Here is a 22,813-nt window from a genome sequence, read left to right as displayed (position 1 = left end):
TTCCGGCTATGCGATTGCTGATTCAGCGTGTAAAACACGCTTCCGTCGCCATCGGCGGTGATATCCGGTCCCGGATCGGGGCGGGACTGCTGGTGCTGGTCGGCGTCGGGAGCGACGACGGCGACGAGGATATCGAATACCTCGCCGGAAAACTGGTGCGGCTGCGCATCTTCGACGACGAAGCCGGGGTGATGAACCTCGATGTCGTGCAGACGGGCGGTGAAATCCTGGTCGTGAGCCAGTTTACACTACAAGCATCGACGCGCAAGGGCAACCGCCCGAGCTATATCAAGGCGGCCCCCGAAGCCGTTTCGCGGCCCCTTTACGAACGTTTTACGGCACGCGTCGCAGAACTCTCCGGCCACGGGGTCGCCACGGGCGAATTCGGGGCCGACATGCAGGTCTCCCTGGTCAACGACGGCCCGGTGACGATCTGGATGGATTCGAAAAACAAAGAGTAAACACCTCATTTTCATTCCAATGAAAAATATAGTTGCATTTTTGCTGCTGGGCCTTACAGTCATCGCCGCTTCCTGCGGAGACGACAAGAAAGGCGATGACAACCAGTGGTTCCTGACACCCGAAGCCGCCGTCAGCGGTACGACGGTCGAAATGACCTGCCAGACCCGTTTCGGCGCCGGCGTGCTGGACAACGTCCACGTGGGATTTACCTATGCGCCTGTTATCGGCGGCACGATCGGTTCGTTCGCCGAATCGACCAACAGCCGGGTCGACGGCCGCCTGATCTCCTCCACGCTGAGCAGCCTTGCTCCCGAAACGACCTATGTTGTCCGCGCCTTCGCCGATCTTTCGACGGGCCGTGTGGAAAGCCCTGTCATCTCCTTCGAAACCGGGGACGGCGAGGTTCCCGCCCCCGATCCCGTATTCGGAACCCCGTCGGCGACCGGCGTAACGACGACGACGGCCACGCTGAACTGTGATTTATCGTTCGACCGGGATGCCACTGATTACAGCGTCTATTTCCGTTACAAGGCGGTGTCGGCAGGCGACTATTTGCAGGTCTCCGTTTCGGTGGGGGCGGGCCCCAAGACGGTCGGTTTGACGGGTTTGACCCCTGCGACGGTCTATGAATTCCAGCTTTGTGTGGCATGGGCTGGCGAGTTCTATTACAGCGGGAAGGGCTCTTTCACAACGCCGGGCGGAGGAACTTCCGGCCTGGCGAAGTATTCGCAGTGGGCGGAATTGCCTGTCGTACAGGATCGTCCCGGCGATTATTACTATGCCGCGCACTATTGCGCCGGCGCGCCGGGCGGCCGCAACTACTCGGTATGTTACAGCAAGAAGATGCGCGGCGCGGTCTGGGTGGCCTATCCGATGCACACGAGTTATACGGAAGGTTCGGCCGGCGGGCAGAACAAGTCGTGGCGATACGATCCCGTTATCCCCGCCTCGGTGCAGCCCGATTTGAGTTCGTCCTACCAAGCCAGCGGCGACGGCAGCTTCTCGCGCGGGCACATGCTCGCCTCCAACGACCGGCAGTCGGACAAGCCGACCAACAAACAGACGTTCTACTATACCAACATGTCGCCGCAGATTCAGGACGGATTCAACGGCGGCATCTGGTCGACGCTCGAAAAGAACTGCCACAAGATGATCTGTTCCGATACGCTTTATATGGTTACGGGAGCTTATTTCGCCAACGAAAACAAACATTGCAAGGATAACGACAACAATACGGTTACCGTGCCGACGCACTACTATAAGGTGCTGATTCGCTCGAAGAGCGGCAATACCGGGAAGCCGATCTGGACGCTCACGTCCGACCAGATCGAATGTGCGGGTTATTGGTTCGAGCACAAGGTTTATTCGGGGTCCCAGCCGTCGCAGTTTATCAAGTCGGTTTCGTGGATCGAGGAGCAGACCGGCCAGACGTTCTTCCCCAACGTGCCCAATGCGCCGAAGGCGACCCTCGACGGCTCTTTCTGGAAAATATAAATACACGCATCCCGACGAAGGACGGTTTTCGTTCTTCGCCGGGATTGTTGTGCCGATGAAGCAATTTCAATTTACGATGAAAAAAATAATTACACTCCTTTTCCTGGGCCTTACCGTGGCCTTCGTCTCCTGTAAAGACGACGAGACCACCCCGTCGCAACTCCGTTTCAAAGCCCCCGAGGTGGGCGATGTCAGCTATACCTCGGCGGCCGTAACCTGCGGCGCCGAGTTCAGCGCCGAACTGCTCAAGGCCGTCGATGCGGGATTCGCCTACGGAACCGAGGATCAGGCCGAGGCGGATTTTTCGGTGGTTGCCGATCCTACCGTAACCGGGAACGTGCTGGGCTGCCGCCTGACGGGGCTGAAGTCTTCCACGACTTACCGCGTATATGCCTATGCCGACCTGGGGTCGCAACGGGTCGTCAGCGAGACGGTTTCGTTCACGACGCTCGAAATAGGCGACGAACCCGGCCTGGAGATCACCAGCGAACTGGCCATGCGGGTTCCCGCTACGCAGGGCGATTACGTGATTACCTACGTCCTCCACAATCCCGTCGAGGGCGAATGGCCCGAGTTGGCGTATCTGGACAAATGGATCAACTCGTTCGACGACTCGGAGGAGGGTGAAATCACGTTTCACGTGGACGCCAATCCCGATGCGTCGGAACGTACGGCGAAAATCCAGTTCTACTATGCCGGCGAGTTGGCCAATTCGGTCTATGTCATCCAGGCGGCCGCCGGCTCCGGCGGCGAGGATCCGGCTGTGACGGTAGCGCTGAATCCGGACCTCGGCGGCTGGCCGAAATCCTATCCGGGCAGCGCGGTCACGTATAAGATCGACGGACACGACTACCAGTTGAAGAACGTGGCCAATTTCCAGAACGACAACGGTATCCAGTTCAAGCGTTCGGCGGGTTACCTGGCCAATCTCGAAGACCGGGGCGTCATCCGCAGCGTCGAGGTGGTCTTCAAATCGAACTCCAACGATAAGGACATGACGCTCGCCCTGGGCGACACGCCCGTCCCCTCGGGCGACGGACTGAAAGCCGTCGGTGCGGGCGATACCTATGTTTTCGACTGCTCGGCTTATGCCTGCCGCTATTTTACGCTCAACAGCGGCGATGGTGCGAACTACGTGGCCTCTATCAAGATCAACTGCGGCGGCGGAAGCGTGACGCCTCCCGATCCCGTCGATGAACCTGCGTTCGGCGATCCGTCGTTCGCCGATCTGACGAAGAACAGTGCGACGATTTCGTGTTCCTATACGTATACCGGCGATAAGACGGTCTCGGATGCCTATTTCCTTTACAAGACCTCGACCGGGGCTGAAGTGCGTGCCGGTGTGGCGGACATCCGGCCCGGCGACAAAAGCGCGCAGCTGACCGGACTGACCCCTTCGACCCGCTATTCGTTCCGGCTGTGCGTAGCCGTCGACGGCAAGGTCTATTCGGGCGGAACGGCTTCGTTCACGACTTTCGACGAGTCCGGAAAACCGTCGGAAAACGTGCGCTATACGGGCTGGGCCGAACTTCCGGTCGAAGACGCCCTGAAACTCGATAACGAATATTACTATGCCTACCACCTCTGCCCGGACTATCCGTCGAGCGGTACGAAGGCGCGTAATTTCTCGACCTGTTACAGCAAGCCCTACCGCTGTCCGGTCTGGGTGGCCGCCCCGCTGCACGACTGCTATACGGGCGGCGTGAACCGGACGAACGCCTACCGGAGCGATCCGGACATCAAATGTACGCAGGTGGGGCATTGGGACGGCTATACGCGCGGACACATGCTCGGCTCGAACGAGCGGCGTGTGACGACCAACGTCAACCGCGACGTTTTCTATTATTCGAATATCGGCCCCCAGCTCCAGACCTATTTCAACACCGGCGGCGGCCAGTGGAACACGGCCGAAGACTGGGTCGACAAGCAGTGGCGCGGCCTGGCCGACACCTGCTACCAGGTGGTGGGAACCTACTGGGAGAATACGTCCAAGGTCGTGGACGGCACGACCATCCCGACGCACTATTACATCGTGCTGCTCAAGGCCAAGAAAAGCGCCGGCAAGAAGTGGGTGGTCGACTGTTCGCAGAGTGAACTGCAGTCCATCGCCATCCTCGTCCGGCACAAGACCTACGCCAAGAACGAGGTGGTCAAAGCCGCCGATTTCGAGTCGAAGGGTGTGTTCAAGAGCGTTGCGGAGATCGAACGCCTTACGGGGCATACGTTCTTCCCCAATGTGCCCAACGTGCCGAAGAACAACTATAATCCGAACGACTGGAATTTTTAGGCGACGATGATCTACCCGTGGGGCGATACGAGGCGGTTCAACTCCTATGCGGGGTACTTCCGCCGTCTGTTCGGCTGCCGGGTGCAGAAACTTTCCGTCGATGCGGGTTTCACCTGCCCCAACCGCGACGGGACGATCGGCAAGGGAGGGTGTACGTTCTGTAACAACGGAGCGTTCACCCCTTCTTATTGCATGCCCTCGAAAAGCGTTGGGCAGCAGATCGCCGAAGGGATCGAATTCCATCGCAACCGCTACCGCACGGCGCAGCGTTATCTGGTCTATTTTCAGTCCTTTTCCAACACCTACGCTCCGCTGGAGCGGCTCAGGGAGCTTTACGGCGAGGCCCTCGCGCATCCCGACGTGGCGGGTATCGTCGTTGGTACGCGTCCCGACTGCGTCGACGAACGCAAACTCGACTACTTCGCGGAGCTGGCCCGGGATCGGTATGTCGCCGTGGAATACGGCATCGAATCCACGTATGACGCTACGCTGCGCGCCGTCAACCGGGGCCACGATTTCGCGTGCGCCCGCCGTGCCGTGGAGATGACCGCCGGGCGGGGTCTGCATGTCGGAGCGCATTTTATCCTCGGGCTTCCGGGCGAAACGGATGCGATGCTGCTCGACCAGGCGGCGCGGATCAACGCCCTGCCGCTCACGACCGTGAAGTTCCACCAGTTGCAGGTTTTCCGCTCGACGCCGATGGCTGCCGAGTACGACGCCGCGCCGGAGCGTTTCCGCTTCTGGGAGCCGGAAGAATACATCGACCTGTTCGTCGAAATTCTCCGCCGGCTGCGCCCCGGACTGGTCGTCGAACGCTTCGCTTCGGAGGCTCCGCCGCGTTATCATTACGGCCGTAACTGGGGCCTGTTGCGCAACGAACAACTGCTTGCGATGCTCGAAAAAAGATTGGAAGAACGCAATACTTATCAAGGCGAATTTTTTACTACCTTTGCGGAAGAAAATACCGAATAACCCGAATAACCCCATCCCTATGAAATCCATCAATCCGGATATCGTGCTGAAGCCCGTCAAGGAGTATATCCTGATGGCCGTCGGCATGCTGATGTACTCTTTCGGCTGGATCGGCTGCATCCTCCCGGCGGGCGGCGTCGGCGGCGGCGCGGCTGGTCTGTCGCTCGTGTTGTGCAACGCCCTCGCTTCGGTGGGAATCGACCTGCAGATCGGTACGATGGTCTTCATCGTCAATGCGATCCTGCTCGCGATTGCCGGGTTTATCGTAGGATGGAATTTCGGCCTCAAGACCATTTTCTGCGTGGTGGTGATCTCCATCGGCATGAACTTCTGGCAGGAGGTGCTCCCCGAGGGCAATTTCCTCGGGGTCGACAACCTGCTGGCGATCGTCATGGGCGGTATCCTGGCCGGTGCGGGTATCGCGCTGTGTTTCTCGCAGGGCGGTTCGACGGGCGGCACGGACATCGTGGCCATGATCATCAACAAGTACCGCACGGTCAGCTACGGCAAAATCCTCATCTACTCCGATTTTGTCATCATCGCCTCCGCAATGCTCGTGGGAATGGGTATCAGCGCGGTGATCTACGGTTACGTCATGACGGCCGTCGTGGGTTACACGGTCGATATGATCATGGCCGGAAGCCAGCAGTCGAGCCAGGTCTTTATCGTGACGCACGACTACGAGAAAATGGCCCAGGCCATCGTCGACAACGTCCACCGCGGCGTGACGCTCATCGACTCGCAGGGGTGGTATTCGAAAAAAGAGTCCAAAATCGTCATGGTGGTCTGCCGCAAGCGCGAGACCGCGATGATCCTCAAATTCGTCAAGACCATCGACCCCGAAGCCTTTATGACCGTCGGCTCGGTCATGGGCGTTTACGGTAAAGGATTCCAGGCAATCAGCAAAGGCTGATGCAGCGCTATGCCGATATAATCCTGCCGCTGGCGCAGCCCGCTTACACGTTTGCTGTGCCCGAGGGCATGGAGGCCGCGGCGGGGCAGGCCGTAGCGGTGCAGTTCGGCGCCCGCAAATTCTATACGGGCATCGTGTGGCGGGTTCATGACCGCCGGCCCGACTTCAAGACCGTAAAACCGATTCAGCGCATACTCTACGACGCGCCCCTGCTCTCGGCGCAGCAGATGGCGCTGTGGGAGTGGATCGCTTCGTATTACATGTGCGCTTTGGGCGAGGTGATGCGCGTGGCGCTGCCGGCGCTGATGAAACCTTCGGGCGACACGGAGGAGGAGTTTTCCGAAGAGGAGTTTCGTCCCCGGACCGAATGTTACGTGTCGCTGGCTCCGGAGCTCCACGACGAAGGCCGTTTTAACGAAATCTGCGAAAAAATCGAACGCCGCGCCCCCAAACAATACGAGGCGCTGCTCGAACTGGCCTCGGCCGGCGACGAGACGCGTATTTCGACGGGTGAAATCGCCCGCCGCCTGCTCCGGGCCGATTATGCCGTGCTGCACGCCCTCGAACGCAAGAAATACATCGTCTGTACGGAGCGGGAACGTACCGTCGAACGCGGTGGCTCGGCCTTCCGCCTTCCGGAGCTGACCCCGCAGCAGCTCACGGCGCTGGATGCCTTGCGCGAACAGTTCGCCGCCGGGAAAACCACGGCCCTGTTGCAGGGCATCACCGGCTCGGGCAAGACCGAAATCTACATCCACCTGATTGCCGAAGTGCTGGCCCGGGGCGGCGACGTGCTGTTGCTTGTCCCCGAAATCGCCCTCACGGCGCAACTGATCGAGCGCATGGAGCGCATCTTCGGCAGCCGCGTCACCCCTTATCATTCGAAACTCACCAACCACCGCCGTACGGAGACCTATCTGCGGCTGAACCGCTCCCAGGGAGGCGAGTTCGTGGTCGGTGTGCGGTCGTCGATCTTCCTGCCGCTGAAGCGCCTGCAACTGGTCATTGTCGACGAGGAGCACGACGCCAGCTACAAACAGGCCGATCCGGCGCCGCGTTACAACGCCCGCGACTGCGCCGTGGTGATGGCGCGTCTCGGCGGGGGCAGGACGCTGCTCGGCAGCGCCACGCCGTCGCTCGAAACGTGGCTCAACGCCTCGTCGGGCAAGTATGGCCGTGCGGAGCTGACCGAGCGTTACGGCGACGCCCGGCCGCCCGAAATTCTGGTTTCCGACACCCTGCGGGCCGCCAAGCGCGGCGAGCGCAAAGCCCATTTCAACAAACTTTTGCTGGACAAGATCGGCGAGACCCTCGACCGGGGCGAGCAGGTGATGCTGTTCCAGAACCGCCGCGGGTTTTCACCCTATGTCGAGTGCTCCGAATGCGGCTGGACAGCCCGCTGTCCTCACTGCAATGTGACGTTGACCTACCACAAGGGCGGACAGAAACTCGTCTGCCACTACTGCGGCTATACGGAGTCCGTTCCGGCGAAATGTCCTTCGTGCAAGGTCACCGACGTGATTCCGATGGGTTTCGGGACGGAGAAGGTCGAGGAAGAGATCGCCAAAATCTTCCCCGAAGCGCGTGTCGCTCGTCTGGACCGCGACAGTGTGACCTCCGAACGGGCTTTCAATGCCATTATCGCCGATTTCGAGGCCCGCAGGACCGACATTCTGGTCGGTACGCAGATGATCACCAAGGGTTTCGACTTCGCGGGGGTGTCGCTCGTGGGCATCCTCAATGCCGACAACCTGCTGAATAACCCCGATTTCCGGGCCGCCGAACGGGCTTTTCAACTGATGATGCAGGTGGCGGGCCGTGCCGGACGCCGTTCTGAAGGCGGCGAGGTGGTGATTCAGACCTCCGAACCCGGGCATCCCGTTATCCGGCAGGTTGCGGAGGGCGATTTTGGCGCCATGGCCCGGGCGCAGCTCTCCGAGCGCGAAGCCTTCTTTTATCCGCCTTATGCGCGGCTCACGTCGCTCGTGCTGCGCCACCGCGATCCTTCGGTGCTGCGGGGTGGGGTGATGGACTTGGCCGCACGCCTGCGCATTCGTTTCGGCCGCCGGCTGCTGGGGCCGATGACCCCGCCCGTCGACCGCATCCGCGGCGAATACCTCGTGGGGCTCCTGCTGAAAATCGAGAGCGGTGCATCGTCGGCCCGCGCCCGCGAATTGCTTTCGGCCGAACTGAAGGCCTTCGGCGAAAATCCTGCGTTCAAATCGATTACCGTCGTCGTCAATGTCGATCCTCAGTGACCTTGCGCACGACATCGCGTCGCTGCTGTTCCCGCCGCGCTGCGCCGTTTGCGGGGAGCCGCTCGCGCGCGGCGAACGGACGGTCTGCACCTTCTGCCGCGCCACGGCGCCGCTGACAGGGTACTGGCGCGAGGCCGATAATCCCGTCGTGCGCAAATGCTGGGGGATGGTTCCTGTCAGTCAGGCTTCGGGTTTCCTCTTCTTCGTCCACGCAAGCGGCTGGCGGCGGCTGATTCACGGCTTCAAGTACCGCGGCGCCTGGCGTACGGCCCGGGCGATGGGTGAGTGGTACGGGCGTTATCTGCGCGAAAGCGGCCTCTACGACGATGTGGAAGTGGTCGTTCCGCTGCCGCTGCACCCTTTTAAGCGTTGCCGGAGGGGGTACAACCAGTCGGAATACATTGCCGAAGGAATTGCCGCGCAGTTGGGTGTTCCGGTCGACCGGGGCAGCGTCCGCCGCACGCGCAACACCGCCAGCCAGGCCCTCAAACCCCGTCGCGAACGGGCCCGGAATGTCGAAGACGCCTTTGCTGTCCGTCGGCCCGAACGGCTTGCCGGGCGGCACGTCCTGCTGGTCGACGACGTGATGACCACGGGGTCGACGCTCCTTTCGTGTGCCGCCGCCATTCTGCGCGACGCGCCCGGCTGCCGCATCAGCATCGCCGCCCTTGCCGTTTCGCAGCGCGAACTGGGTGTGAAGGAGTAGATTTAAAAACTTATCAACAGGACCCTATTCCGGCCGCACGCGGCAAACGCCTGCCGTGGGCGGGGCTTGGAGCGGGGCCGGGTTGTAAACGGGGCGGTCTTCGGTGGTCCGGCGTCCGGGTCGTTTTGGCGTTCGCTGTCGAAAGCTATGTTATAAACATAGTTTTCGACAAACTGGGCCTCCGTTCGGTTTTGATTTCTCCCCGCTTATGCTTACTTTTGACCTTTGAAAGAATCCGATTATACATGGCGAAAGATTTTACACCCTCCTCCCGTAACCGGGAGGCGTTCGAGGCGATGACCGATACCGTCGGCAATGTACCCCCGCAGGCGGTCGAGCTGGAGGAGGCCGTGCTCGGTGCGCTGATGCTCGAAAAGGACTGCATCATCACGGTGCAGGAGTTTGTCTCCCCCGATGCGTTCTATACCGAGGAGCACCGGCTGATCTACAAGGCGATCAACGAGTTGTCGATGGAACTGAAGCCCATCGACCTCTACACCGTGACCGAGCGGCTCAAGGCCAAGAAGGAACTGAAGAAGGTGGGCGGGGCTTCGTACCTGGCCCAGTTGACCCAGAAGGTCGGTTCGGCGGCCAACGTCGAGTTCCACGCCAAGATCATCGCCCAGAAATACGTTCAGCGCGAGCTGATCCGTTCGGCAACGGAAATCCAGAAGCGGTCGTACGACGAATCGACCGACGTAACCGAACTGATCGGCTATGCCGAAGGCGAGATTTTCAAGGTTGCCGAGGGGCATGTGAAGCGTTCGGTGCAGTCGTCGAAGGACATCCTGGCCCGTGCGCTGATGCAGATCGAAGAGGCGTCGAAGAACACCAGCGCTTTCAGCGGCGTGCCGTCGGGCTTTATGGCTATCGACCGTGTGACGTTGGGCTGGCAGTTGTCGGACCTGGTGATCATCGCCGCACGTCCTTCGATGGGTAAGACCGCATTCGTGCTTTCGATGGCCCGCAATATGGCCGTCGACCACGAGCAGGGCGTGGCGTTCTTTTCGCTCGAAATGTCCTCCGTGCAGTTGATGATGCGTCTGATCATCGCCGAAACCGGCCTGAGCGGTAACGATGTCAAGTCGGGCCGCCTGACGCCCGAGCAGTGGCGGCATCTCGAATCGGCCACCAAGCCGCTGGGCTCCGCGCCGCTGTTTATCGACGACACCCCGGCCCTTTCGGTCTTCGAGTTCCGTTCGAAGGCCCGCCGCCTGAAGATTCACAACGACATCAAGATCATCATTATCGACTACCTCCAGCTGATGACCGGCAACCAGGATACGAAGGGCAACCGCGAGCAGGAGGTGGCTTTCATCTCGCGTACGCTCAAGGCCATCGCCAAAGAATTGAACGTGCCGATGATTGCCCTGTCGCAGTTGAGCCGTGCCACCGAAATGCGCGGCGGCTCGAAGCGCCCCCAGTTGTCGGACCTTCGCGAGTCGGGCGCCATCGAGCAGGACGCCGACATCGTGGCCTTCATTCACCGTCCGGAGTATTACGGCATCAACCAGGACGAGAACGGCATGCCTACGGCGGGTATGGCCGAGATCATCCTCGCCAAGCACCGTAACGGTGCGGTGTGCGACGTGAACCTGCGCTTCCTGAAAGAACAGGCGCGTTTTGCCGACGTGGAGGATTCGATGCTGCCGCCCGCACAGGCGACGGAGAGCCAGCAGGCCTACGACGACTACGCCAGCGGTTCGAACAACCCCTCGGCCGCATCGGGCCTCGGTGCGGCGATGGGCGGGGAATTCGACGTGAACCGTTCGGCGAAGATCGACGAAGAGGCGCCGTTTTGACGCACCGTTCAGAATGCACGGTTCATAATTAAAGATTGCGGGAACATGTTTGTCCGAACTTATGCAGGAGCAGTCGTCGGGATCGACGCCGTGGCGGTGACCGTCGAGGTCAACATCGCGGGCGGCGGCCTGGGCATGTACCTCGTGGGACTGCCGGACAACGCCGTGAAGGAGAGCGAACAGCGCATCCGGGCGGCGTTCGAGAACTCGGGCGAACGGATGTCGGGTAAAAAAGTGGTCGTCAGCCTCGCCCCGGCGGATTTGCGCAAGGAGGGTTCGGGCTTCGACCTGCCGATCGCCGTGGGGATTCTCGCGGCGATGGGGCGCATCGACGCCGAGGCGGTAGCCGGAACGATGTTCGTCGGCGAATTGTCGCTCGACGGTTCGCTGAAACCCGTGCGGGGCGTACTGCCCGTTGCGATCCGGGCGCGCTCGGAAGGTTTGCGGCGTGTGGTGCTGCCGGCGGAAAATGCCGCCGAGGCTGCGGTCGTGGACGGCATCGGGGTGATCAGCGTCACGACGCTGCGCGAGGTCGTCGGCTACCTGAACGGCGAGATGCAGATCGCGCCAGCCGTGCCTGCCGCCGACGAGCCGTTCGATGCGGCGGCGACGCGTTATGCCGAGGATTTCGCCGACGTGTGCGGCCAGGCGCATGTGAAGCGCGCCCTGGAGATCGCTGCCGCGGGAGGGCATAACGTGATTATGATCGGCGCCCCGGGGTCGGGCAAGACGATGCTTGCGCGGCGGCTGCCGACGATCCTGCCGCCCCTTTCGCGCGAAGAAGCCCTCGAAACGACCAAGATACACTCCGTGGCGGGCAAAGTGGGTGTGACGGGCGGACTGATGACCCGGCGGCCTTTCCGGGCTCCGCACCACCTCACCTCGCAGGTCGCCGTGATCGGCGGCGGACAGTCGCCCCGGCCCGGCGAAGTGTCGCTGGCCCACAACGGGGTGCTGCTGCTCGACGAACTGCCTGAATTCGGGCGCAGTGTGCTCGAAGTGCTGCGGCAGCCGCTGGAGGAGAAGAAGATCGTGGTTTCGCGGGCGAAGTACAGTGTCGAATACCCGGCGAATTTTACGCTCGTGGCGGCGATGAATCCCTGCCCGTGCGGCTATTATAACCACCCGACGAAGGAGTGCATCTGCTCCCCGGGGTCGGTCCACCGTTACATGGGCCGCATTTCGGGGCCGCTGATGGACCGCATCGACCTGCATGTCGAGGTGACGCCCGTGGCTCCGCAGGAACTGTCGGCAGCGGCTCCGGGCGAACCGAGCGCTGCGGTGCGCGAGCGGGTTATCCGGGCCCGGGCGGTGCAGGCGGCGCGTTTTAGCGGAATGGAAGGCGTCCACACCAACTCGATGATGACCAGCGCGATGCTGCGCGAATACTGCCGTCTCGATGCGGCTTCGGCGGCGCTGCTGGAACGGGCGATGGAGGGGCTGTCGCTTTCGGCGCGGGCTTACGACCGGATTCTGAAGGTGGCACGCACGATTGCCGATCTGGCCGGGCGCGACGACATCGCCCCGGCGGATATCGCCGAGGCGATCAACTACCGGTCGCTGGACCGGGGAAACTGGGGACGGTGATTCCGGCTTTTGCCGGAATCAATTAAAAATGAAGAATTAAGAATTAAAAATTCGACATAATGAAACGCATAATTCTTTCCGGCGGCGGAACAGGCGGCCATATCTACCCGGCTGTGGCTGTTGCCGAAGCGCTCAAACGGCGGCTGGGCGACGAAGTCGAACTGCTGTTCGTCGGGGCTGAGGGCAAGATGGAGATGGAGAAGGTTCCGGCGCTGGGCTACCGCATCGCGGGCCTGCCTATCGCGGGACTTCAGCGGCGGCTCGACTGGCACAACCTTGCCGTGCCGTTCAAGGCGGTGAAGAGTATCCGGATGGCGAAAAAGATCATCCGCGACTTCGGGGCCGATGTCGTTGTGGGCTTCGGCGGTTACGCGAGCGCCCCGGTGCTGTGGGCCGCGCAGCGGATGGGCGTGCCGACCGTGATCCAGGAGCAGAACTCCTACGCGGGCGTCACGAACAAGATCCTCGCAAAGGGCGCGCGGCGCATCTGTACGGCTTACGAGGGCATGGAGCGTTTCTTCCCGGCGTGCAAGATCGTCCTGACGGGCAACCCCCTGCGGGGCCGCTTCTCGAAAGAGGGCGCCGACCGCGCCGAGGCGCTGGAATACTACGGTTTTAAGCCCGATCTTCCGGTGATCCTGGTGGTCGGCGGGTCGCTCGGCACGCGGACGCTGAACGAGATGATGAAGGCGTGGATCGTCGAAACGGGCGGCGAAGCTCCCGTGCAGGTGATCTGGCAGACGGGCAAGTACTACGAGCGCGAGATGCAGGCTTTTCTGGCCGCGCATCCTGCCGGGCATGTCTGGCAGGGGGCTTTCATCGACCGTATGGACTACGCCTACGCCGCTGCCGACCTGGTCGTTTCGCGCAGCGGGGCCGGGACGGTTTCGGAGTTGTGCCTCGTGGCCAAGCCGGTGCTGTTCGTGCCTTCGCCCAACGTGGCCGAGGACCATCAGACCAAGAACGCCCGGGCGCTGGAAGCCAGGGGAGCTGCGGTCGTCGTCCCCGATGCCGAGTGCCGGGCGAAAGCGATGCGGCGGGCGATGGAACTGCTTGCCGACCGGGAGAAGTTGCAGGCGATGAGCCGCAACCTCGAGGCGCTGGCCAAGCCCGACGCTGCGGAAGATATTGTGGATGAGATTGTAAAAGTGATGTAATAATGGAATTCAAAAACGTCTATTTCCTGGGTATCGGCGGGATCGGCATGAGTGCCCTGGCCCGCTATTTCCTGCACGAAGGCTATGCCGTCGCGGGTTATGACCGTACGCGCTCGCACCTGACCGACGAACTCGGGGCGGAAGGAGCCGCAGTCCACTACGAGGACGATGTGCGGCTGATCCCCGGAAAGTTTCTCGATCCTGCGGATACGGTGGTGGTCTACACGCCCGCCGTGCCCGAGGACCACAGCGAGTACTGTTATTTCCGCGAACACGGCTTCTGCATCGAAAAACGTTCGCAGATGCTGGGCCACCTCTCCGAGGGCAAATACGTGATGGCCGTGGCGGGTACGCACGGGAAGACTACGACTTCGACGATGGTGGCATGGCTCAACCGGGTCCTCACGGGCGGCGGCAGTGCATTCCTGGGCGGCATTTCGAAGAATTTCGGCGGTAACCTCGTGCTGGGCGGCGGCCGGAGACTGGCTGTCGAAGCCGACGAATTCGACCGTTCGTTCCTCAGGCTTTATCCCGACGTGGCGGTCATCACTTCGGCCGATGCCGACCACCTCGACATCTACGGGACGCACGAGGCGGTGAAGGAGGCCTTCTCGCAGTTCGTGCGGCAGATCAGGCCGGGCGGCTCGCTGATCCTCAAACAGGGTGTCGATATCGTAGTCGACAACCCGGAAATCACCGTCTACCGTTACTCGTTCGACGAGACGTGCGACTTCTACGCCCGCAATGTGCAGTTGCTCGAAGGCGGTCATTACCGCTACGACCTCGTAACGCCGTCGGGTGTGATCGAGGGGTGCACGCTCGGTATCCCGGGCTGGGTCAATATCGAGAATGCGGTTGCGGCCGTCGCTTCGGCGTGGTGCGCCGCGAAGGCGGAGGGGGCCCGGCTCGATGCGGACAAACTGCGCGATGCGCTGGCCTCGTTCTCGGGGGTCAAACGGCGGTTCGAATTTTACGTCAACACGCCCAGGCAGGTCTATATGGACGACTACGCCCATCATCCGCGCGAACTGGCCGCGACGCTCACCTCCGTCCGCCGGATGTTCCCCGGGCGGCGGATCACGGCGCTGTTCCAGCCCCACCTCTACACCCGCACGCGCGATTTGTATGCGGAGTTCGCCGAGGCGTTGTCGCATGCCGACGAGGTGCTGCTGCTGCCGATTTATCCGGCGCGCGAGGAGCCGATTCCGGGCATCACGTCCGAGATCATCGCCGAACGGGTCGCCGTGCCGTGCCGGATCGTCGACCGCGACCGGCTTGCCGATGAGGTAGCCGCGATGGACACCGACGTTGTGATCAGTTTCGGGGCAGGCAATATCGACGCCTGCTGCTCCGCATTGGCGGAGCAATTAAAAATGAAAAGTTAAAAATTAAAAATACAAGTATATGCTTTTGGGCATTTTCGTTTCCGGCTGGAATTGGTAAGTTATCTTATGTTTGGCAGAAACGATTTCTTACGTGGCTTAAATAATTTTTCATTTTTAATTCTTAATCTTTAATTTATGATTTGATGTCCCGCTACCTCCGATACTCGCTCCTGACCCTCGTGTGGGTCGCCGTGGCTGCATACATTGTCTTTGCAGGCTCGGCGGCACGCCGTGTGCGCTTGTCGAAGAAGGTCGGAAGCATGGAGATCGAGGTGGTGGACAGCTCTTCGCAGGGCCACCTGGTCTCGGCGGCGATGGTTCGCGCGTGGATTTCGCACAGCGGAATCAAGACGCTTGGCACGGCGGTTGACGCTGTCGACCTGACGGCGATCGAACAGTTGATCGCCCGCAACGGATTCGTGGATAAAACGGCTGCCTATGTCTCTTACGAGGGGACCCTGCATATTACGATCAGCCAGCGCAAGCCGCTGCTGCGCCTGCTGACCGACGGCATGAACGCCTATGTGACGAGCGACGGTTATGTCTTCGCGGCGCCGCGGGCGTCGTCGCTTTACGTGCCTGTGGTCACCGGAAGTTACCGCCCGCCCTTCCCTGCGTCGTATGTGGGGAGCGTACGGGGCCATATCGACCACCGCCTGCGCGAGATCGACGACCGCATCGCCGAGCTTGAACGCGACAAATACCCCCTTTACCGTCGTGAACTGGAAAACGACCGTAATATTTCGGCCCTGCGGCGGATGCGCCTCAAGCGGCAGTGGTGGCGGCTGGAGGGCTCGCAGGAGTTCGATGCGCGGGTCGATGCGCTGCGCGAAAAGAAGGCCGAACTGCGCCGCAGCTACCGCTACCGCTCTATCGTGATCCGCCAGCAGATCGAGCATATCGCCGCACAGCAGGAGGCTGAACGACGGAAACAAAAAAAGTTGGAGAAAAGCTACGAAGATTTCATGAAACTCCTTACCTTTGTAGAAACTGTCGAAGACGATGATTTCTGGAGGTCGGAAGTGGTGCAGATCACCGCCCAAACGACCCCCAGCGGAGCATTGGAGGTGGAACTTACGCCCCGCAGCGGCCGCTACACCATCCTCTTCGGCCGGCTGGACGACGTGGAACGCAAGTTCGACAAACTGCTGAGGTTCTACCGCAGCGGCCTTTCGTCGATCGGCTGGAGCGAATACCGTACTATTGACATCAGATATAACGACCAGGTGGTCTGCAAGAAGTAAAAGGATTATACCGTGGAAAAAAAGAATTATACCGTTGCCGTCGATTTAGGCTGCTCGTCGGTCGTGGTGGCCGTCGGGGAGAAGACGCCCGAAGGCCTGCTTGACGTGGCATGCATCGTCACGAAGCCTGTCGAAGGGGTGAACGCGGGCCGGATCGAGAATATCGAACTGGTGAGCCGCGCCATCCGCGAAGCCGTGTCGGAAGCCGAGCAGCAACTCGGAATCCGCATTACGGAGGCGTATGCGGGTATCTCGGGTGATTTCGTGCGCTGTGCGCGCCACACCGACCATGTCTTTGTCTACGACCCTCAGAACGGCGTCAACCAGAAGGATGTCGACGCCCTGTTCGACCGCATGCGCAATGTTCAGGCTCCCGACGACGAGACCATCATGGAGCGTGTGCCCCAGAACTACCTGGTCGACGACAGCCAGGAGGTGCGCAATCCGGTGGGTTCGTTCGGTAAAAAACTCTCGTCGACGTTCAATTTCATCCTTTGTCTCAAAACTCCGATGCAGCGCCTCGATATGGCGCTTAAGCGGCTTGGAATCAAGATGCTGGACGTTATGTCCGATGCGCTGGCAACGCCCGAGGCGGTGGTGCTGCCCGATGAGAAGGAGGAGGGCGTCGCCGTGGTCAGCGTCGGCGCGGGGGTTACCGACGTGACTGTTTACTACCGCAACGTGGTACGTTACATCGCTTCGATCCCGATGGGTGCGTCGGCCATCAACCGCGACATCCGTACGATGAGCGTTCCCGAAAAACACGTCGAGAGCCTCAAACAGAAATACGGTTCGGCTGTTGCCGAACTGGCCCCCGAAGACAAGCTGATCCGCGTTAACGGCCGTACGGCCCGCGAGGCGAAAGATATTCTGCTGCGCAATCTGGCGACGGTGATCGAGGCCCGTGCTACGGACATTGCCGAATTCGTGATGCAGGAGATCAAGGATTCCGGCTATGCCGGAAAACTGGCCTACGGCATCGTGCTGACGGGCGGTTCGGCTAAACTCAAGGACCTCGACGAACTGTTCCGCCGTGTGACGGGCATGGACGTACGTGTCGCCGTTCCCGAAACGGGTATCACCGAGGAGTCGAAAGAGAAGGTCGCCGACGCGGCGTTCTCGACTGCCGTGGGTATCCTCATCAAGGGAGCCGAACTGGGGGGCTGTACCGTTATCGAACGGCCTGTTACTCCCGCAGCCGCTGCTCCGGGAGCAACTCCGCGCCAACCCTTCACGCCCCCGCAGCCTCAGCCGGCGGCCGGTGGGTTCAAGGCTCCGCAGCCCCGTGCGGCACAGCCTTATACGCCGCCTGTGGCGGCTGCTCCCGACCCCGATTCGCCGTCGGAACCCGAAACGGCTGACCGGCCGACAGACGGATTTGACGACGAACCGCCGATGATCGAACCCAAACGCAACCGCAACTGGGGTGCGATCTTCCAAAAGACCTTCGACAAGATCAACAAGAGTTTCTCGGCGGCCGAAGACGAGGAGATTTAGTTGGAGCCTTCAATACGGTGGTGGTGATATGCCGCCGTTTTCCGAAGAGCGCCGGTCGGGTTATCACGGCCTTTGGCCGTGTTTGCAAATCCGACTCCGCCCCAAACCCCTTCCCCGGGGAGAACTTATATCCGCCGCGAGCGACGGAACAGGGGCTTCGGAATGAATATAAATGTTGTAGAAAGAAAGGAGATTACGATATGACAGACGAATTGATGTCGGAAATCAAAGCCCCGCGTGCGAAAGGCCCGATCATTACGGTGGTCGGCGTCGGCGGCGCCGGAGGCAATGCCGTAAACCATATGTGGAACCTCGGGATCAAGGGCGTTACGTTCATGGTCTGCAATACCGACCAGCAGGCGCTCGACAAGAGTCCCGTAGAAGAAAAAATCCGCCTCGGAGCCGAAGGCCTCGGGGCCGGCAACGACCCGGAGAACGGCCGCCGTGCGGCCGTCGAGTCACTGCCCGAAATCCGCCAGGTGCTCGAAGAGGCCGGTACGAAGATGCTCTTCATCACGGCCGGTATGGGCGGCGGAACGGGTACGGGCGCATCGCCCGTCATCGCCAAACTGGCCAAGGAGATGGGGCTGCTGACCGTGGCCATCGTCACCTCGCCGCTGGCCGTCGAGGGTAAAATCCGTTATGAACAGGCATTCCGCGGCATCGAGGAGCTGCGCCAGAACACGGATTCGCTGCTGATCATTAACAACGAGAACATCCTGGAGATTTACGGCCGCCTTTCGCTGAAGCAGGCTTTCGGCAAAGCCGACGACATCCTGGCTTCTGCGGCCAAGGGCATCGCGGAGATCATCACCGTCGAGAGCGACCTGGTCAACGTCGACTTCGCCGATGTTTCGAAGGTGATGCGCAACAGCGGCCGGGCCCACATGGCCGTGGCTACGGCCGACGGCGACAAACGCGCTGAGACCGTTGCCGAAGCGTCGCTGCGTTCGCCGCTGCTCGATCACAACCTGATTTCGGGCGCCAAAAATATCCTGCTCAATATCTCGGTGTCCGATGCCGACGCCCTGATGTACGACGAGGTCGTGCGAATCCTGGAATATATCCAGGCCCATGCCAGCGTGCAGGACGAACACGGCGTGATCCATAACGCCAACATCATCTGGGGTACGAGCGAGAAGCCGCAGTTGGGTAACTTCATCGAACTGGTGGTCGTGGCCACGGGATTCGAAGGCGATGCACAGCCCGGTGTGATGAAGCAGATCATTCCCCCGGCCCGTACCGTCGAGCCGGTCACCAAGGAGACGCCCGCCGCCTCTCCCGTGCTGGAGCCGATCAAGCCCCTGCCTCCCAAACCCGTCCAGCGCCAGCCCGAACTGGTGATGCTCGGGGCCAAGCCGACCCGTTACAGCAACATCGACACCCTGCTGGCCAAACCGGCTTACCAGTCGCGCAACTCGAAGTTCGTCGTGCGTGTCCCCGGCAGCCGCAAGGAGGTGCTGAAGGACGATGCAGCCGATGCGCAACCGCAGAAGGAGGAGACCCAAGGCGGTTCGCTGTTTGATTAACTAACCGATTTTCAATTTGGAAGACGCTCATTCCTGGATTACCTTCAACGGGTTTTCACCCCATATCGCCGTGCTTTGCGCGGTGACGCTTTGTCTGCTGTGTGTTTCGGCGCTCGTTTCGGGGGCCGAGACTTCTTTTTTCTCCCTGTCGCACAACGACATCCGCCGCGTGCAGAACCGCAGGAGCGCATCGGCCGAAGCCATGCTGCGGTTGCTGTCGAATGTCGACCTGCTGCTGGCTACGATCCTGGTCGTCAATAACCTGGTGAATATCTGTATCGTCATCCTCACGGCCGGTATCATCGATTCGCTCTTTACGTTCCTGCGTTTCGAATTCCTGTTCAAAACCGTGCTGGTGACCTTCCTGCTGCTGCTCTTCGGTGAGATTCTGCCCAAGGTGCTGGCGCAGACAATTCCCCTGCGCTTCGCCTCGATGGTGGCCCGGCCTCTCGTGGTGCTGCGGTGGATTTTCTATCCGCTTTCCTATGCGCTGGTCCGCACGAGCAGCCGTATCAGCGAGAAGGCCGCGCACAAAAGCGAGATTTCGCTCGGCGAACTGGCCGACGCCGTCGATATGACGCAGGGTTCCAGTCCCGAAGAGCACGTGATGCTTTCGGGCATCGTCAACTTCGTCAATACCGAGGTGCAGGAGATCATGAAACCCCGTGTGGACATCACGGTGCTCGATATGAAGGACGATTACGAGACGGTCAAGAAGACGATCATCGAGTCGGGTTTCTCGCGCATCCCGGTTTACGAGGAGGATGTGGACAACATCCGCGGAACGCTCTACGTCAAGGACCTGCTGCCTTATATCAACAACGGCAGCGAGTTCGCGTGGCAGCAGTTGATCCGCAAACCCTATTTCGTCCCCGAACACAAGAAAATCAACGACCTGCTGGCCGATTTCCAGACGAACAAGGTCCATATGGCCATCGTCGTCGATGAGTATGGCTCGACGCTGGGACTGGTCTCGCTCGAAGACATTATCGAGGAGATCGTCGGCGAGATTTCCGACGAGAGCGACAACGACGAATGTTTCTATACGCGCCTCGACGCCAAATCCTATGTTTTCGAGGGCAAGACCCACCTCGGGGATTTCGAACGGATACTCGACATCGGCGAGGATGTTTTCGCCGATGTCCGGGGTGAAGCCGAAACCCTCGCCGGGCTGATGCTCGAACTCAAACGCGACTTCCCGCGCAAGGGCGATGTTTTCACCTCGCACGACCTTCGTTTCACGGTGCAGGAGATGGACGGCCATCGCGTCGACAAAATCCGCGTCGACCTCCAATGATCCCTGCCCTGTGGATAGAGCCGCCGATGAGCGCCGAAGAGGCCGCCCGGTGGACGACCTCCGAAGAGCGGACGCAGGCCGCTGCATTCGCATCGGAACGCCGCCGTGCCGAGTTCCTTTCGTGGCGGGCCGTCGTACGCCGCGAACTGGGCGCCGACGTGCGGATCGCCTATGATTCGCTGGGCGCTCCGGTCGTGACCGACCTACCGGTCCATATTTCCGTTTCCCATTGCGCGGGCCGCATCGCCGTCTGCGCCTCCCCCGACCGTTGTGCTGTGGATATCGAGCCCGAGACGCGCAATTTCAGCCGCGCCGTGAGCCGCTACCTGACGCCCGAAGAGAAATCCCTTTCCGGCGATCCGTTCTGGCCGGGAATCGTCTGGTGTGCGAAAGAGGCGCTTTACAAGTATTCCGGCCGCCGGGAACTGGATTTCCGAAGGGACCTCCGTGTCGAGCAGGTCGACCTTGCCGCCGGCGTGCTGACGGGCCGGATCGAAAACGGAGAACCCGTCGGGCTCTCCGTACGCCGTGAAGACGGCTATATCGTCGTATATATCCTATAAGATTTTCGTTTCCCGTTCGTTTGACCGATTGGCCGGTCGGGTTATCACGGCCTTTGGCCGTGTTTGCAAATCTGACCCACCCCCAAACCCCCGCCTCAGGCGGGGACTTATGCCGCAAGCGGCAAAATACGCGTCGTATATATCCTTTAAAATGCCTCCGATGCGGTGAACAGGAACGCCGAAGAGCGTTTGCGGTCCCACGGCAGATTCTGGTTGCCGAAGTTTCCCCAGCCGTAGTCGAGGCGAATGTTCATGCGGTTCTTGAATTCGAAGCGGTAGCCGCATCCGAAACTGCAAAGCGTATTCCCCCAGCGGAAGGCCTCTGTACCCCAGACCTGTCCGCCGCCGATCCATCCTACGATGCCGTGGCGGCGGTAAATTTTCTGCCGCAGTTCGATCTGCGTTTCCACCAGTCGTTTGTCGCGATAGCGGCCCTCGTAGTAACCGCGCATGCGCTCCATGCCACCCATTTTGGCATACATGTGCCACGAAGGCGTTCCGGCCGTAGCGTCGGCGTAGAGGTCATAGGCCAGTATGGCGCCTTTCCAGAGTTTTTGGTAGAAATCGAAGGTCAGCGTAAAGCGCCCGAACGTGCGCCGCGTGTTGCCCAGCCATTCGGGATACCATTTGGCTTCGGCCTTGATGAAGACGCCTTTCGAAGCGTTGAACGTAACGTCGCGCGTATCGTATTGGGCGAAAAGCCCGAGGCTGGTGTTGAAGGCGTTGGGTTTGTCGCCCGTTGTGGCGATGAAATTCGAGAAGGGGTCCTGCTTTTCGGGGTCGTAACGTTTCCCGTCTTTCCAGAGGTCGTACATCTCGCCGACCTGCCCGCCAGGCTTTGCGACTTCGCCGTTGTCGATGCACTGCATGTAATCGACCATCCCCGAGCCCTTGTATTTGGCTCCGGTGTAATCGATGCCTCCGCTGACGCCGATGTAAAAGCGGCCCACGAGCGCCGTGCAGTAGGAGATGCGAAAGATGCCCATGGTCGTCGTGAGATCCTGGGCATAGCCCTCCTTGCCGGCCTCGTAACCTACGCCGTAGAAAGCTCCGGGAAAGTAGACGAATGCCCCCGAGTAACTCAGCCGCTGCTTGTTGTGGTGGTAGATATTGTCTCCCGAGAAGCGCAGGAGTACGAATTTCTCGGTTGTGAAGTTGCCGTAAATCGAGATATTCGACGGGGCGGTAATCGAGTCCGTGCGGTCGAGCCGGTAGAGGCCCGCCAGCAGGAATCCGATGCCGAAACCTACGTCCGACGAGTAGTTGGGGCCCGGGGCGATACTCCAGTCGATTTTCTTTTCGAAGGTACGGTCGACGTTCGAGCGGCTGTAATAGTCGATGATGCGGCGGATCAGTCCCGGCCGCTTCACGGTTGCCGCGAGAGCTGCGGTATCGGTTTGCGGAATAGGTTTGGTATTCGGGTGTGTCTCTGCCTGCCCGATCTGCGAGAGCGTCTTTTCGGTCGTGGGGAAATTCTCCTTCGAGGTATCTGTGCTCTGGGCCGATGCGTGCAGCGAAATCGTTGCCAGGAGAACGGTAAGGAGAAGTAAATAGGTCTTTTTCATTCAAATAGAGATCGGAGTTGAACACAAAGATAGCCAATATTTCCGGTTGCGCAAAATGAACAATCCGAACCCCCGAAAGTCGCAACGAAACGGGT

At 60.5% G+C, this 22,813-nt stretch carries 17 protein-coding genes; 16 read left to right on the top strand and 1 reads right to left on the bottom strand.

The genetic code is table 11. The features are described from left to right. Window positions 1-8 precede the first annotated feature (8 nt). The 16 genes from dtd (at window position 9) to KG007_RS04080 (ending at window position 21,153) form a co-directional block, all read left to right on the top strand. Window positions 9-461, top strand: a complete 453-nt coding sequence (gene dtd / locus KG007_RS04155; RefSeq protein ID WP_213347457.1) for a D-aminoacyl-tRNA deacylase — start codon at window positions 9-11, stop codon at window positions 459-461. Window positions 462-480: 19 nt separating this feature from the next. Further along, complete coding sequence (locus KG007_RS04150) at window positions 481-1,956, top strand: DNA/RNA non-specific endonuclease (RefSeq protein WP_249413237.1); 1,476 nt, start codon at window positions 481-483, stop codon at window positions 1,954-1,956. A 76-nt stretch (window positions 1,957-2,032) separates the two neighbouring features. Then, window positions 2,033-4,243: a DNA/RNA non-specific endonuclease gene (locus tag KG007_RS04145; RefSeq protein ID WP_213347456.1), complete on the top strand. Its 2,211-nt coding sequence runs from the start codon at window positions 2,033-2,035 to the stop codon at window positions 4,241-4,243. A gap of 6 nt (window positions 4,244-4,249) precedes the next feature. Next, entirely contained in the window at window positions 4,250-5,215 is a 966-nt protein-coding gene (locus tag KG007_RS04140; RefSeq protein ID WP_195459693.1) for a TIGR01212 family radical SAM protein, read from the top strand. A 19-nt stretch (window positions 5,216-5,234) separates the two neighbouring features. Beyond that, complete coding sequence (locus KG007_RS04135) at window positions 5,235-6,128, top strand: YitT family protein (protein WP_213347455.1); 894 nt, start codon at window positions 5,235-5,237, stop codon at window positions 6,126-6,128. Continuing rightward, window positions 6,128-8,386: a replication restart helicase PriA gene (priA, locus tag KG007_RS04130; protein ID WP_213347454.1), complete on the top strand. Its 2,259-nt coding sequence runs from the start codon at window positions 6,128-6,130 to the stop codon at window positions 8,384-8,386. The genes KG007_RS04135 and priA overlap by 1 nt, the downstream gene beginning before the upstream one ends. Next, entirely contained in the window at window positions 8,370-9,092 is a 723-nt protein-coding gene (locus tag KG007_RS04125) for a ComF family protein (protein ID WP_213347453.1), read from the top strand. Before priA ends, KG007_RS04125 begins: the two co-directional genes overlap by 17 nt. Window positions 9,093-9,337: 245 nt before the next feature. After that, the gene (dnaB, locus tag KG007_RS04120) at window positions 9,338-10,894 is read left to right on the top strand and encodes a replicative DNA helicase (protein WP_195459704.1); all 1,557 of its coding nucleotides are present in this window, start codon (window positions 9,338-9,340) and stop codon (window positions 10,892-10,894) included. A 45-nt stretch (window positions 10,895-10,939) separates the two neighbouring features. Next, window positions 10,940-12,481: a YifB family Mg chelatase-like AAA ATPase gene (locus tag KG007_RS04115; RefSeq protein WP_213347452.1), complete on the top strand. Its 1,542-nt coding sequence runs from the start codon at window positions 10,940-10,942 to the stop codon at window positions 12,479-12,481. 59 nt (window positions 12,482-12,540) lie between these two features. Next, window positions 12,541-13,638, top strand: a complete 1,098-nt coding sequence (gene murG / locus KG007_RS04110; protein ID WP_213347451.1) for an undecaprenyldiphospho-muramoylpentapeptide beta-N-acetylglucosaminyltransferase — start codon at window positions 12,541-12,543, stop codon at window positions 13,636-13,638. A 2-nt stretch (window positions 13,639-13,640) separates the two neighbouring features. After that, the gene (gene murC, locus KG007_RS04105; RefSeq protein ID WP_213347450.1) at window positions 13,641-15,023 is read left to right on the top strand and encodes a UDP-N-acetylmuramate--L-alanine ligase; all 1,383 of its coding nucleotides are present in this window, start codon (window positions 13,641-13,643) and stop codon (window positions 15,021-15,023) included. 143 nt (window positions 15,024-15,166) lie between these two features. After that, entirely contained in the window at window positions 15,167-16,267 is a 1,101-nt protein-coding gene (locus KG007_RS04100; RefSeq protein WP_195459715.1) for a cell division protein FtsQ/DivIB, read from the top strand. A 12-nt stretch (window positions 16,268-16,279) separates the two neighbouring features. Further along, window positions 16,280-17,764, top strand: a complete 1,485-nt coding sequence (gene ftsA / locus KG007_RS04095; protein WP_195459718.1) for a cell division protein FtsA — start codon at window positions 16,280-16,282, stop codon at window positions 17,762-17,764. Between the two features lie 200 nt (window positions 17,765-17,964). Continuing rightward, the gene (gene ftsZ, locus KG007_RS04090; protein WP_195459721.1) at window positions 17,965-19,293 is read left to right on the top strand and encodes a cell division protein FtsZ; all 1,329 of its coding nucleotides are present in this window, start codon (window positions 17,965-17,967) and stop codon (window positions 19,291-19,293) included. Window positions 19,294-19,309: 16 nt separating this feature from the next. Further along, a complete protein-coding gene (gene gldE, locus KG007_RS04085) occupies window positions 19,310-20,590 on the top strand; it encodes a gliding motility-associated protein GldE (protein WP_195459724.1) in 1,281 nt (426 codons plus the stop codon). Beyond that, a complete protein-coding gene (locus KG007_RS04080) occupies window positions 20,587-21,153 on the top strand; it encodes a 4'-phosphopantetheinyl transferase family protein (RefSeq protein ID WP_213347449.1) in 567 nt (188 codons plus the stop codon). The genes gldE and KG007_RS04080 overlap by 4 nt, the downstream gene beginning before the upstream one ends. Window positions 21,154-21,299: 146 nt before the next feature. Here the strand turns inward: KG007_RS04080 and KG007_RS04075 are convergent, their stop codons facing one another. After that, a complete protein-coding gene (locus KG007_RS04075; protein ID WP_213347448.1) occupies window positions 21,300-22,718 on the bottom strand; it encodes a BamA/TamA family outer membrane protein in 1,419 nt (472 codons plus the stop codon). Window positions 22,719-22,813: the final 95 nt, after the last annotated feature.

This window comes from Alistipes montrealensis, assembly GCF_018362775.1.
GTDB classification, from domain to species: domain Bacteria; phylum Bacteroidota; class Bacteroidia; order Bacteroidales; family Rikenellaceae; genus Alistipes; species Alistipes montrealensis.
Note: the sequence above shows the minus strand (reverse complement) of the source record. Positions and strands in the feature narration are given on the sequence as shown.